12 protein-coding genes are annotated in these 13,042 nt (G+C 51.4%); 7 read left to right on the top strand and 5 right to left on the bottom strand.

Annotated elements, in window-relative coordinates:
* Window positions 1-56: 56 nt before the first annotated feature.
* From KME12_19555 to KME12_19570, 4 genes are read right to left on the bottom strand one after another with little or no spacing between them, the layout of a single operon-like run.
* Complete coding sequence (locus KME12_19555; protein ID MBW4489983.1) at window positions 57-446, bottom strand: four helix bundle protein; 390 nt, start codon at window positions 444-446, stop codon at window positions 57-59.
* 35 nt (window positions 447-481) lie between these two features.
* Entirely contained in the window at window positions 482-1,384 is a 903-nt protein-coding gene (locus tag KME12_19560) for a carbohydrate ABC transporter permease (protein MBW4489984.1), read from the bottom strand.
* Entirely contained in the window at window positions 1,381-2,295 is a 915-nt protein-coding gene (locus KME12_19565; GenBank protein ID MBW4489985.1) for a sugar ABC transporter permease, read from the bottom strand. Before KME12_19565 ends, KME12_19560 begins: the two co-directional genes overlap by 4 nt.
* A 21-nt stretch (window positions 2,296-2,316) precedes the next feature.
* Window positions 2,317-3,627: an ABC transporter substrate-binding protein gene (locus KME12_19570; GenBank protein MBW4489986.1), complete on the bottom strand. Its 1,311-nt coding sequence runs from the start codon at window positions 3,625-3,627 to the stop codon at window positions 2,317-2,319.
* Window positions 3,628-3,812: 185 nt separating this feature from the next.
* Here KME12_19570 and KME12_19575 point away from each other — a divergent pair, with 185 nt between their 5' ends.
* From KME12_19575 to KME12_19600, 6 genes are all read left to right on the top strand, one after another.
* Window positions 3,813-4,589 (top strand): sulfite exporter TauE/SafE family protein, encoded by a 777-nt coding sequence (locus tag KME12_19575; protein MBW4489987.1) that lies wholly within the window; start codon window positions 3,813-3,815, stop codon window positions 4,587-4,589.
* A gap of 88 nt (window positions 4,590-4,677) precedes the next feature.
* Complete coding sequence (locus KME12_19580; protein ID MBW4489988.1) at window positions 4,678-5,730, top strand: ABC transporter substrate-binding protein; 1,053 nt, start codon at window positions 4,678-4,680, stop codon at window positions 5,728-5,730.
* Window positions 5,731-5,814: 84 nt separating this feature from the next.
* A complete protein-coding gene (locus KME12_19585; GenBank protein ID MBW4489989.1) occupies window positions 5,815-6,690 on the top strand; it encodes an ABC transporter ATP-binding protein in 876 nt (291 codons plus the stop codon).
* A 206-nt stretch (window positions 6,691-6,896) separates the two neighbouring features.
* Window positions 6,897-7,697 (top strand): ABC transporter permease, encoded by an 801-nt coding sequence (locus KME12_19590; protein MBW4489990.1) that lies wholly within the window; start codon window positions 6,897-6,899, stop codon window positions 7,695-7,697.
* Between the two features lie 15 nt (window positions 7,698-7,712).
* Window positions 7,713-9,044, top strand: coding sequence for a cytosine deaminase (locus KME12_19595; protein ID MBW4489991.1), 1,332 nt, complete (start codon window positions 7,713-7,715; stop codon window positions 9,042-9,044).
* Window positions 9,045-10,400 carry an FAD-binding oxidoreductase gene (locus KME12_19600; GenBank protein ID MBW4489992.1) on the top strand — a complete coding sequence of 452 codons (1,356 nt, stop codon included), beginning with the start codon at window positions 9,045-9,047 and terminating at the stop codon, window positions 10,398-10,400.
* A gap of 126 nt (window positions 10,401-10,526) precedes the next feature.
* On the opposite strand, the gene KME12_19605 is transcribed toward KME12_19600, so the two are convergent.
* Window positions 10,527-12,230: an NAD(P)H-quinone oxidoreductase subunit 4 gene (locus KME12_19605; GenBank protein MBW4489993.1), complete on the bottom strand. Its 1,704-nt coding sequence runs from the start codon at window positions 12,228-12,230 to the stop codon at window positions 10,527-10,529.
* A gap of 411 nt (window positions 12,231-12,641) precedes the next feature.
* Here KME12_19605 and KME12_19610 point away from each other — a divergent pair, with 411 nt between their 5' ends.
* Window positions 12,642-12,968 (top strand): hypothetical protein, encoded by a 327-nt coding sequence (locus KME12_19610; protein ID MBW4489994.1) that lies wholly within the window; start codon window positions 12,642-12,644, stop codon window positions 12,966-12,968.
* Window positions 12,969-13,042: the final 74 nt, after the last annotated feature.

Consider the following 13,042-nt stretch of genomic DNA (forward strand, 5'->3'; position numbering starts at 1 on the left):
TGGATTGAAAGGCTTAGTGATTTTGAATTTCAGGTTTTAGATTTTGGATTGAAGGCTTAGGTTTTAGGACTGGAGTTTGGCACGATTGAATGACGAGATTTAGCTCGCAGAGTTTTGATTGAAGCAACTGTCATCGCTACAACCTCATTGGTTTCTACCATTAATTTTTCTAGTTTTGGCGCTGGGACTACCTCTGCTTCAATGAGGAGTTCAAGCCAGTAAAGGGTTTCATCAGCTTCTTCTTCAACAATGCAAAGTTTAGCAATGACATCGGCGGTTGACTTGCCTCGGCAAGCGGCTCGATAGTTAGCGCCGACGGATGTTGCAGAACGAAGTAGTTGTTTGCCAATAACTTCCGCAACCTTGTCATGAGGCAAAGCATTGATCAAACGGATCACCCGCAGGGCTAGATCTTTAGTTCGCTGCTTAAACGTTTGCTCATCCATCAATCCAAAATCCAAAATCTAAAATCCAAAATCGGCTATCCTTTAACAGCTCCTGCTGTCAGTCCTTGGACGATCTTGCGTTGAAATAGCAGCACGAGGATGACGAGGGGTAGGGTGCCGAGGACGGTGGCAGCGGCGATCGGGCCGTAGGGGATTTCAAAGATGGAGGCACCACCGAGTTGGGCGGCGGCGACGGGGATGGTTTTCATGTCCTCACGGGTGATGAAGGTGAGGGCAAAGATAAACTCATTCCAGGCGGAGATAAAGGTGAGAATGCCAGTCGTGACGAGAGCAGGCAAGGTCATAGGCAGAACAATCTGCGTCAGCATTTGCCAGGTGTTGAAGCCATCTACTTTGGCAGCATCTTCTAAGTCACGGGGGAGCTGCTGGAAAAAGCTCCGCATCACCAGAATGGTTAGAGGCAGGTTAATGGCCGTGTAAGGAATGATCAGGGCTAGGTAGTTGTTGCCCAAGCCCAGCGATCGCACGACTTCTAGCAACCCCAAAAACAACAGGATGTAGGGGAATAGCGTCACAATCAGAACTCCGGCGAGCACGGCTTTTTCACCGGGAATTCGCATACGGGCTAAGGTGTAGGCAGCGGGGGCTCCCAATCCTAAAGCTAAAAGCGTTGAGAGGATAGAGACGAGGAAGCTATTGCCGACGTATTGCAGGAAGGGACGGCGAGTAAACAGCTCTGTGTAGTGATTCAGGGTGAAGCGGGTCGGGAAATAAACCGTGGGTACGGCTGAAATATCAGTATTGACTTTGATGGAAGTCAGAAGCTGCCACAGGATCGGAGCCAAGCAGAACACCGCAATCAGCAAAGCGGCGATCGGTAGCCCCAAGCGTCGCCAGGAAAGACCTGGTTTGGGGGGTTGCTTGGCAACGGCTACTTCCTCTGATCCGGAATCAACGGGGCGGTCAAGGGTTGTCATCGGGTTTCCACTCCTGCCGCTCTGGCTCTAAGTTTGCTGAGTAGGAAGTTGGCGATCGCTACAGCTAATACCAACAGTAAGAAGGTGACAACGACTAGGGCTGCTCCATAGCCAAAGTCTAAGTAGCGCATGACGGTGGAGTAGACATAGAGCGAAACGGTTTCTGTCGCGCCTCCAGGGCCACCTCCGGTCATCACGGCAATCAGGTCGAAGATGCCAAAGGCTTGAGCAAAGCGAAACAGCCCTGCAATCAGAATTTGGGGCATCAACAGCGGCAGCGTAATTTGTCGAAAGCTTTGCCAAGCGCTGGCCCCATCCAGGGCATGGGCTTCATAAAGATCACTGGAAATAGACTGCAACCCTGCCAACAAAAGAATGCTGATGAAAGGAGTCGTTTTCCAAACATCCGCGATGATCACGGCAATCATGGCGAGGGTGGGGTCACCTAACCAGTTGATCCCAGTTTCAATCAACCCCAACCGTTGCAAAATGTCATTCACCACGCCGTACTGGTCGTTAAAGATCCAAGTCCAAGCGAGGGCAATCAAGGCGGTGGGTAAAGCCCAAGGCAGAATCGCGATCGTGCGCACAATCCCTCGCCCCCTGAAAGCCTGGTTTAAGACCAAGGCAATCCCCATTCCAATCAAGAGTTCTAGGACAACCGAGGCAACGGTAAAGATGGTGGTGTTGCGGAGGCTTTGCCAGAAGCGGCCATCCAACGCCATCCGGGTATAGTTTTCCACACCAGAAAACACGGGCTGAAGTTCACTACCTAGGTTTTTGGTAAAAAAGCTTTCCCAGAAGGCCCGACCGATCGGGTAAGCAAACACGAGCAGCAGCAACAGGAGCGCGGGTGTGACTAGAATCCAGCCTGTTCTCTGCTCTCTTTGACGAATCGCATCTATGGTCATTAGACTTTTTGCTCCTGCGGCTCAAGCGGTTCCTAGCAATCGGCGGGTTTCGTTAGCAGCGGCGGTCATAGCTCGTTGTGGGGTCATTTGCCCGGTCAGAGCTGAGCTTAAGTAGCGCTGCAAAATATCGGATGCCTGAGCATACTGAGCGATCGGAGGCCGCAGAGCCGCATTCTCTAGCACGTTGAGCATGGTGGGGAAAAAGTCGTAGGTGCGGACAATTTCGGGGTCATTATAGAGCGATCGCCGAGAGGGTAAATAGCCTGTACTCAGCGTCAATTTGCGTTGGGTTTCTAAGCTAGTGAGATATTGCACCGCTTCCCAGGCTTCTTTGGGGTGTCTGGTCGTTTTGGCAATTCCCCAGCCCCAACCTCCTTGGCAAGCAGCGCTTTCCTGCCCTGGAGCGTGAACCATTGGCTTAATGGCAATCTTGCCGCGAACGGGTGAATCTTCAGCATTGCCTAGAGACCATGCGTAAGGCCAGTTACGGACAAAGGCTGCTGCCCCACTTTGAAACAAGCGCCGAGCCTCTTCCTCTTGGTAAGTGACGACTCCGGAGGGAGAGATGCCTGTTTGAATTGTGTCGAGCAAAAATTGCACCGCCTGAACCGACTCTGGGCGATCCAACCCAACTGCCTTGGTCTGAGGGTCAATCCAGAAGCCACCAGAGCCTACGAGAACTTCCACAAACATGGCAGCCGCTCCTTCATACTGACGGCCCTGCCATACATAGCCCCAAGGCACCGCTTTGCTTTTTTGCAGCGTTTGGGAGATTTGCATCAATTCCGTGAAGGTTTCAGGTGGCTTCAAACCTGCTGCATCTAGTAAATCTTTGCGGTAGTAGAGCATGCCTGCATCCGATCGCACAGGCATCCGGTACAGCCCCCCTTGGTAGCGTCCTCCCGCGACATCTCCTTCGAGGAAGTCTGTTAAGTCAGCATCAGCAACTTTATCGGACAGATCCGTTAGCCAACCAGCCGCCGCAAACTTGGGCACCCAGACAATGTCCATGTACACCAAGTCGTAGGGAGAGCTGCCTAACAGAAAAGAAGAAGTGTACAAATCCTCAACGGCGTTGGTGGCGTTGGGGCCTTCCACAAAGTTGAGCCGAATCCCTGGATGGGTGGCCTCAAAGTCTCGAAGGATCGGTTCCCAGGTAGGTCGCTCTGGTGCCCCAATCAAAAAGTTCAGGGTAACGGGCTGCTGAGAGAAAGCAGGCACTACCACGCACAAGGTCAGAACTAACCCAGCGATCCATAAAGCGAGGAAGCGCGATCGCCGAACTTTGTGAAAAAAGATTTTCAATTTACTAAAAAGTTTCTGGGATGGCATGAATTATTGAACGCTTTAATAAAAGTTGAACTTAAAAATATAGGCGCTGTAATTGTGTGTCCTACATCCTAGTCATATCGCGATTTCAGAAGTGAATAAATAAAGGTTTGAGTATATGAGAATAAATTAAAAGTAAGTTTAAGTAAGTTAACAAAAATGACAAGATGTATTATTAGGGCGATCGCATGCCAGCGAATGGGTTAGTTCTTGCAGCGGGTGGTCTATTCTCCGGGATTCTAGCCGGACTTCTGGGAATTGGGGGTGGTACCGTTTTGGTGCCGTTGCTGGTGGCTTTAGGATATAGCCCCGTGCAAGCAGTGGCGACGAGTAGCTTAGCCATTTTGATTACGTCCATTTCTGGTACTCTCCAGAATTGGCGGATGGGGTATTTCAATGCCAAGCAAGTGCTCTACCTAGGCTTTCCCGCTTTGGCGACGGCTCAGATTGGCGTGTACTTGGCAAGCCGCATTCCTCCCTATGTCTTGCTAGCAGCCTTTGGCCTGTTGCTCCTTCTCAACATTTATTTAGTTGACCTACGCAAACGCCTTGTTGCCGAGGGGACTCATGCCACCCATGCTGATATCAACCCTATGATGGCTCGCTTGGGGACAGGCGGATCTGCGGGGATTTTGGCGGGATTGTTTGGGGTGGGAGGTGGCGTGATTATGGTGCCTTTGCAAATTTTGCTGTTAGGAGAGAACATCAAAACAGCCATCCAAACGAGCTTAGGCGTGATTGTGATTACCGCAATTTCGGCTTGCATAGGACACACCTTAGCGGGCAATGTGTTGCCCACAGAAGGCTTGCTCTTAGGGATGGGCGGGCTGCTGGGAGCGCAAATCAGTACTCGCTTTCTGCCAAAACTGTCAGATGCGATCGTTAGCCTGCTTTTTCGAGGGTTTCTAGGCGTGCTATCGCTCTACATTTTTTGGCAAGCTTGGCAAAGTTACAGTAGCTTCTAACCAACGGAGCCAGTCCTTAAGCGAGAAAATATTGATCTCCTCAGGGGTCAAGCTTGATTTGTAGTTTCCAGTAAGAGGTAGGGTGATGATGAGGCAACTGAAGCGCCGCAAATTTATGCACTATGGCGCACTGGCGCTAGGAACCAGTATTGTGACTGCTTGTGCCAATAACGCTCAGCCATCCTCTTCTAGGGGTTCGGCAGCGACCGGGAGTGACCAACTCGATAAAGTCAACTATGGAACTAATTGGTTTGCCCAAGCTGAGCATGGGGGCTTTTATCAAGCAGTAGCGGCAGGTATTTACCAAGCGCATGGTTTGGATGTCACGATTCAGATGGGGGGACCACAGGTTAATGGGACTCAGCTGCTGATGGGAGGGGCAGTGGACTTTTTTATGGGATATGGATCGGATGCGATCAAAGCGATCGCGGAGGGCATCCCTAAAGTAACAGTGGCGTCTATCTTCCAGAAAGATCCCCAAGTTCTGCTGGCTCATCCAGGTACAGGGCGTGACTCTTTAGAGAAAATCAAAGGATCTCCAATTCTGGTTTCTGCCGCAGCGAATACAACTTTTTGGCCGTTTTTGAAATCTAAGTATGGCTTCACTGATGACCAAAAGCGTCCTTACAACTTTAATGTCGGGCCTTTTTTGGCAGATAAGACTTTAGCGCAACAAGGATATCTCAGTTCTGAACCGTTCAAAGTTAAGCAGCAAGGCGGCTTTGAGCCAGTGGTAATTTTGTTGGCAGATTACGGCTATGACCCTTACTCCACAACGATTGAGACACGCAAAGACTTGGTAGAACAACAGCCTGACTTGGTGCAGCGATTTGTGGATGCTTCGATCAAAGGCTGGTATAGCTATTTTCAAGATCCTGCACTCGGCAACGAGCTGATTAAGAAAGCCAATCCTGAAATGACGGATGATCAGCTGGCTTACAGCCTGGAGAAGATGAAGCAGTATGGCATTGTGGTGTCTGGTGATGCCGAGCAGTTGGGAATTGGCGCGATGACAGACGATCGCTGGAAGGTATTTTTTGACGGCATGGTGACGGCTGGCGTGTTTCAACCTGACACTAACTACAAAGAGGCTTACACCTTAAAGTTCATCAATAAGGGTGTCCAAGCTTACAAAGCTTAACGGGTCTGTATCTCGTTCTCCAATGGGTTACATTTGCCAATATATCTTTAAGACTGTGGTCATATTGTAAGGAATATGCCGGGAATGGAAACGCCCCCAGCGCAGGACTGCCCTGAATCCTGCTACCAACACGACTCGTCTGAGTCTAGTTATGCTCAGAGTGCCTGTGCGATCGCTCTGCACCAAGTTAGCAAGGTTTACTCGAATGGCACGATCGCCTTGCAGAACATGAGCTTAAAGATTGCGGAGTCTGAGTTCATTAGCTTGGTGGGGCCATCGGGATGTGGTAAAAGTACGGCGCTGCGGATTATGGCAGGGCTGGGGGCGGCGAGTTCTGGGGAAATTGCTTGGGGTGCGGTTCGGACTGAGGCAAAGGGAGCGAGAAAGTTCTGGCAGCGCTCAGCGACTGCTAAGGCTGGACCAAAGTTAGCTTTTGTGTTTCAGGAAGCGGCGTTGATGCCTTGGGCAACGGTGCTGGAAAATGTGTGGTTGCCGTTGCAGTTGGCAGGGATGTCGAGGTTGGCGGCTAGGGCTGCGGTGGCTGAGGCGATCGCGCTGGTGGGGCTGGAAGGGTTTGAGCAAGCCTATCCCCGTGAGTTATCGGGTGGCATGAAGATGCGGGTTTCGATCGCGCGGGCGTTGGTGACGCAGCCTGATATTTTGCTGATGGATGAGCCGTTCGGGGCGTTGGATGAGATGACGCGGAGCCAGCTCAATAGTGATTTGTTGAGTTTGTGGGGTCAGAAGCGCTGGACGGTGGTGTTTGTGACGCACAACATCTATGAGGCGGTGTATCTGTCGAATCGGGTGGTGGTGATGGCGGCGCGTCCGGGTCGGGTGGTGGCTGAGGTGGAAATTGCGGTTCCTTATCCGCGGTCGGAGGGGTTTCGTTTGTCGTCGCTGTTTAATGAGTATTGTCGGGAGGTTTCGGGGGCATTATCTCGGGGGATTGGGTTCTAATCTATGTTTTTGAGATTTGTGGTTAGGGAATGTTTGAGAGATATGACTTTGAGAAATCCGATCCTTGGGGGCACTCGCCCCCAAACCCCCGCTGAGGGACGGTTGCGTCCCCCAGACCCCCTCCAAAAAATATTCTTATCGCTTTACCCGTGGGGAGGGGAGAAACACTCCAGTTCCCCCCAGAATTGGGGGGCTAGGGGGGCGAAGTGCAGAAATTAAAAGTACTAGTCACTGCGGATGTTCTGGCACCTTTGGCGATCGCAGTTATCGCTCTCTTCGGGTGGGATATCTTTGTGCGGGTGACGGGGATACCGCCTTATCTTTTGCCTGGGCCGCTGTTAGTGTTGCGGACGCTGGTTCGGGATTGGTCGGAGTTATTTCCTTCGCTGTTGGTGACGCTGCAAATTACGGTGGTGGCGTTTCTGGCGGCGGTGGTTTCTGGAGTGGCGATCGCGGTTTTGTTTGCTCAGAGTAAGTGGATTGAGCGAAGTTTGTTTCCTTATGCGGTGCTGTTGCAAACGACGCCGATTGTGGCGATCGCGCCGTTGATCATTATTTGGCTCCGGAATAACACCTTTGCGGCATTGGTAGTTTGTGCTTGGATGGTGGCGTTGTTTCCCATCATTGCCAATACGACGCTGGGGCTGAACAGTGCGGACCATAATTTGTTGAATTTGTTTCAGCTTTATCGGGCTTCTCGTTGGCAGACTCTGTGGTATCTGCGTTTGCCGAGTGCGTTGCCCTATTTTTTGGGAGGGTTGCGGATTAGTGGGGGGCTGGCGTTAATTGGGGCGGTGGTGGCTGAGTTTGTGGCAGGGACAGGCGGAGCACGGGCGGGGATTGCCTATCAGATTTTGATGGCGAGCTATAACTTGCAAATTCCTCGGATGTTTGCGGCGCTGCTGATGACGACTGGTTTAGGGGTGGCGATCTTTGTAGTGCTGACGCTGTTGTCTAATTTCTTACTGCGCCACTGGCATGAAAGTGCGATAAAACGTGAGAATTAACTCTTGAATGCTTGCATGTTGCCAATTGCTGATCATTACTGGCTCCTGAATGCCCACGTTCCAGTTTGTTTGCTTACAGGCGATCGCCCTGAGATTGCCGCTCAACAGAATGCCGATGGTTTGGCGTTAGTTGATCTGGAAATTCGGGCTGGGTTGGTGCAGTCGATTCAATCAGCGCGATCGCGGGATACAGCACCGGAACTCGCTTCCTTACCCTCGCAAGATCTGCGGGGTGGGCAGGTTTGGCCTTGCTTGGTCGATATTCACACCCATCTCGATAAGGGACATATTTGGGAGCGGGCGACGAATCCGGATGGCACGTTTGCTAGTGCCTTGACCACGGTTGAGAAGGATGCGGCTCAACATTGGAACCTGGAAGATATCTATCGGCGCATGGAGTTTGGCCTCAAGTGCAGCTATGCCCACGGCACGCGGGCCATTCGGACTCATATTGATGCGATTGGGGAGTTCTCCCAGCATAGTTTCGAGGCGTTTCGGTTGCTCCAGCAAGAATGGCGCGATCGCCTGACGCTGCAAGCTGTTTCCCTCGCTCCTTTGGAAATGTTTCTCACACCCCAAGGAGAAGTGCTAGCCGACAAAATAGCGGAACTAGGAGGCGTTTTGGGCGGATTTGCGCCTACGCATCCGGAACTAGATGCTCAACTAGATCGCGTGTTTGTTTTGGCCCAAGAGCGAGGACTGAATCTAGATTTTCATACCGATGAAACCGACGATCCAGCTAGCAAAACGCTGAGGCAAGTGGCGGCAGCAGTTCTGCGGCATGAATTCACGGGGCAGATTGTCTGTGGGCACTGTTGCAGTTTGGCGGTGCAAAGCCCTGAAGACGTGGCCGAGACGTTGAATTTGGTGCAGCAAGCGCGAATTGGCATTGTCAGTTTGCCGCTGTGCAATCTGTACCTGCAAGACCGCGTGCCGCAGCGGACTCCTCGGTGGCGAGGGGTGACTTTGCTGCATGAATTGCGGCAACAAGGAATTCCGGTGGCGATCGCTAGTGACAACTGCCGTGATCCGTTTCATGGCTTTGGTGATCATGATTGTCTGGAAGTCTTCACACTCTCCACCAAAATTGCCCACTTAGATCGGCCCTACGGAGATTGGCCTCGTGCGATCGCTACAACCCCGGCTGATTTGATGCAATTGCCTGAGGTGGGGCGGATTGGTGTGGGTTTACCCGCTGATTTAATTTTGTTTAAGGGCCGCAGCTTTAGTGAGTTGCTGTCGCGATCGCAGCATGATCGGGTTGTTTTGCGATCGGGCCAAGCTATTGACACCGCCCTACCCAATTATGCTGAATTAGATCATCTGTGCGGTACGGAGATTTGCTAGATGACCACTACCCCTGTCAAACCTATGGATCTTGATGCCCTAATTGCTGAACTGGCAGGGTTAGAAATCATCACCGATCCCGCTCAGGTGGCTAAGCTTTCGCAGGATTATTACACTTTTAGCCCGGTGCTCCAGCCGCAATTAGCTGGGAAGAAAGGCGATTTGGTCGTGCGGGCTATGAGTGAGGCGGACGTGTTGCGGGTAGCGGCGGCTTGCGTGAAGTTCCGAGTTCCCCTGACGGTGAGGGGAGCAGGCACGGGTAACTATGGGCAATGTGTGCCGCTCAATGGTGGTGTGGTTTTGGATTTGAGTCCCATGCAAGCGATTCATTGGGTCAAACCCGGATTGGCCTGTGTGGAACCAGGGGTAAAGCTTGCCAATCTCGACAAGAAAACGCGAGAAATCGGCTGGGAAATCCGTATGGCTCCCTCCACTTACCGCACCGCGACCATTGGTGGATTTATTGCGGGGGGCAGCGGTGGGATTGGCTCGATTACCTATGGGCAACTGCGCGATCGCGGCAATCTCCTAGCAGTACGGGTGGTGACGATGGAAGACAACCCCCGCGCGATCGAGCTACGCGGCGATGAAGTGCAAAAGGTGAACCATGCTTACGGCGTGAATGGCATCATCACCGAATTGGAGATTCCCCTTGGCCCTGCTTATCCTTGGGCTGAGTGCATTGTCGGTTTCCCTGACTTCATGACTGCGGCTCGCTTCGGGCAAACTTTGGCAGACTCCGACGGCATCATCAAGAAACTGATTAGCATCCACGCTTGGCCAGTGCCTACCTATTTTGCGGCGATCCGTTCTTGTATCCCCGAAGGTGCACACTGTGCGTTGTTGATGGTGGCCGAGTCTTGCCTAGAGCCTCTAGCGGATTTAGTCAAAGAGTATGGCGGCACTGTTTGCTACCAAAAGACTGCTCAAGAAGCCAGTCATGGCATGCCGTTGGGAGAGTTTTCCTGGAATCACACTACACTTCATGCCCGCAGTGTTGACCCCTCCCTCACTTATTTACAAACCCTCTTTCCTGATGACAAAAATCTCAAGTTAGTAGAGCACATCTATCACCACTTTGCCGATGAGCTGATGATGCACCTAGAATTCTTCCGCGTGGGGAGTGTCGCTCGTCCTGCGGCCCTCCAGTTGGTGCGCTACACCACAGAAGCCCGCCTCAACGAGATCATTGCCTACCACGAAGCCCAAGGAGCTTTTATCTTCAATCCCCACACTTACATCCTGGAAGATGGCGGCATGAAGACGATTAACGTAGAGCAATTGAAGTTTAAGGAAATGGTCGATCCTTACGGCTTGCTCAATCCGGGCAAGATGCGAGCTTGGCTAGAGCGTTAAGGGCGATCGCACCCAACCCCAGCCCCTTCCGTGAGAGGGTAGCCAAATTAAAAACCCCTCTCCTCAAAGGAGAGAGGTCTGAGGAGAGGGGTTCAAGACCTCAACTTATCCTCAAGAATTTATGAGCTACTTAACGAGGCCCAACAAAGGAGGTGCTTGGGATTCTGAGATCGTCGTCGAGTTCCAAAAACCCTTAGCGTAGATCTGAGGATTGGCTTGGGCAGCCTGACGATAGGACTCGCGTAGCTGAGCATTCACCGCAACTGTTTTCACGTCATACATCTGCATCGCCATTTTGGGGTAGAACCCAATCCCAACAATCAGTGCGATGAAACAGGCCGCAATGAACACCTCACGGGGATTCGCATCCTCAAACTTGGCTTCTACAGGCAAGTCGCAGTTGGTGCCAAAGCAAGCAGGTTCATCATTGCCCTGATTCTTCAAGTCAACGTCGTCTAGGTCACAAGAAGGCAAAATGTCGCACATCAGCTCTGAACTCGGCCCGTAGAATACCTGTCTCAACATTGAGAGCAGATAGATAGGGGTGAGGATAAGCCCCACTGCCGAGAGAAACACAGTCGCTGTGCGGAAGTTAGAACTATAAACGTCGCTAGTGGTGACGCCCATGAACACCGCGATCTCGCTAGCAAAACCACTCATTCCAGGCAGCGCCAAGGATGCCAACGCCGCGATCGTGAATAGTGCAAACACCTTAGGTAATGCCTGACCAATTCCACCCATCTGATTCATCATCATGGTGTGGGTGCGATCGTAGGTGACTCCTGCCAGGAAGAACAGCACCGACGCGATCAGCCCGTGGGAAATCATCTGCAACAGCGCCCCACTCACCCCTAAATCAGTAAACGAGGCAATGCCTAACAAGACGAATCCCATGTGAGAAATCGACGAATAGGCGAGGCGACGCTTCATGTTGGTCTGGGCAAAGGAGTTCAACGCGCCATAGACAATGTTGATGACTCCTAGAATTGCTAGAACCGGAGCGAAATAGATGTGAGCATGGGGCAACAGTTCGAGGTTGAGGCGAATTAAGCCATAACCGCCCATTTTCAACAGCACTCCTGCCAGCACCATTGACACTGGAGAAGAAGCTTCGCCATGAGCATCGGGTAGCCAAGTGTGGAAAGGCACGATTGCCAGTTTGACTCCAAAGGCGACCAGTAACCCTGCATACAGCAACAGCTCAAGCGCCAGTGGAAATTCTTTTAGGTGCAATTCGGCAATATCGAAGGTGGTGGTATCACCGTAGAATGCCATTGCCATCGCCGCCACCAAAATAAAGATGGACGCGATCGCCGTATACATCAAAAATTTCGTCGCAGCATAACGGCGGTTTTGCCCACCCCAAATGCAAACGAGTAGATAGACCGGAACCAGCTCAATCTCCCACATGATGAAGAACAACAGCAGGTCTTGGGCCACAAATACACCGACTTGGGCGGCATACAACACCAGCATTAAGCCGTAGAACAATCGCGGTCTGCGATCGACTCGCCAAGCGGCAAAAATTGAGAGCGTTGTCACTAGCCCAGCCAACAACACGAGCGGGGCGGACAAGCCATCAACCGAAACTGCCCAGTTGAGACCTAACTGCGGTACCCAGGCAATTTTTTCCACGAGTTGGAAGGTCGCACTACTGGCATCGTAATGCGTCCAAAAGGTGAAACACATTAAAGCAAAGTCTATGACTCCTACGCCAAGGGCATACCAACGCACCAACTTGCCGTCTTTATCAGGCAGCAGCGGGATGAACATGGCAGCGATGAGGGGCAGTAGAACGATCGCGGTGAGCCAAGGAACTCGATCTAGCATCATGTGGATAAGAACAAATACTTATCTGGTAATAAAAGATATTTTACAAGGCTTTGTGAAGTATTTTTAACAGAACTTTTACCTAAGGTCTGGTCAAGTTACGAGATTGATTGATCAGCCGCATCACTTCTTACCAGCGATCGCGTTAGGCAAGCTGAGTTTGAGCGACCGTTATCTGAACAGCATCTTGAAACTTATATTAGCCAAACCAGATTCAAACGCTGATGCCAAAACTGTCCAATTGATAAGACAACGCACCATAGAAGTTAATGACACCTATCAATGAGAGGCGATCGCCTAGTGACAATTACTAAAACTGCGTACGAGCCTAGTTAATCTAACGCTCGGTATAGGTGCTGCTATGCAGGACAGCATTAACATTAATTTTCAGTCGTATTTCAGGCAGAGCAGATGTCATCTCAATTAAACCGCGATCTAGAGAAGTTTGAGACGAAGGAAACCACATTGTTCGATCGCACCTTTCGAGATGGTGAAGGCAACATTGTGATTGCTCAAATGCCCAATCTGCCGATTCTGGTTGGGCTCATAGCGGCCTTTCTGCGATTCGTTCTCCCAAGCGGCGAAATTCAGACGGTATCAAGTTTAGTAGCCTTCGGTGCTTTATTCACTTGGGCATGGCAGGAACTCTTTGAGGGAGTTAACTACTTTCGGCGATCGCTGGGCTTGGTTGGGTTAGCAAGCCTGCTGGCGTTGGGACTGAACCTCATTAGAGTATAAATCTCTGAAGGGAACTCACCAAGATCCTCTTCCGGTAATTGCTGCGTCTCCATTCAAGAAACGAATCGCAACTG

Origin of the sequence: Trichocoleus desertorum ATA4-8-CV12, from assembly GCA_019358975.1 — a bacterium.
GTDB lineage: Bacteria > Cyanobacteriota > Cyanobacteriia > FACHB-46 > FACHB-46 > Trichocoleus > Trichocoleus desertorum_A.

Excerpts from the sequence above, each read along its gene's own strand:
- KME12_19555 (MBW4489983.1), bottom strand. The coding sequence starts at position 446 with ATGGATGAGCAAACGTTTAAGCAGCGAACTAAAGATCTAGCCCTGCGG.
- KME12_19560 (MBW4489984.1), bottom strand. The coding sequence starts at position 1,384 with ATGACAACCCTTGACCGCCCCGTTGATTCCGGATCAGAGGAAGTAGCC.
- KME12_19565 (MBW4489985.1), bottom strand. The coding sequence starts at position 2,295 with ATGACCATAGATGCGATTCGTCAAAGAGAGCAGAGAACAGGCTGGATT.
- KME12_19570 (MBW4489986.1), bottom strand. The coding sequence starts at position 3,627 with ATGCCATCCCAGAAACTTTTTAGTAAATTGAAAATCTTTTTTCACAAA.
- KME12_19575 (MBW4489987.1), top strand. The coding sequence starts at position 3,813 with ATGCCAGCGAATGGGTTAGTTCTTGCAGCGGGTGGTCTATTCTCCGGG.
- KME12_19580 (MBW4489988.1), top strand. The coding sequence starts at position 4,678 with ATGAGGCAACTGAAGCGCCGCAAATTTATGCACTATGGCGCACTGGCG.
- KME12_19585 (MBW4489989.1), top strand. The coding sequence starts at position 5,815 with ATGGAAACGCCCCCAGCGCAGGACTGCCCTGAATCCTGCTACCAACAC.
- KME12_19595 (MBW4489991.1), top strand. The coding sequence starts at position 7,713 with ATGTTGCCAATTGCTGATCATTACTGGCTCCTGAATGCCCACGTTCCA.
- KME12_19600 (MBW4489992.1), top strand. The coding sequence starts at position 9,045 with ATGACCACTACCCCTGTCAAACCTATGGATCTTGATGCCCTAATTGCT.
- KME12_19605 (MBW4489993.1), bottom strand. The coding sequence starts at position 12,230 with ATGCTAGATCGAGTTCCTTGGCTCACCGCGATCGTTCTACTGCCCCTC.
- KME12_19610 (MBW4489994.1), top strand. The coding sequence starts at position 12,642 with ATGTCATCTCAATTAAACCGCGATCTAGAGAAGTTTGAGACGAAGGAA.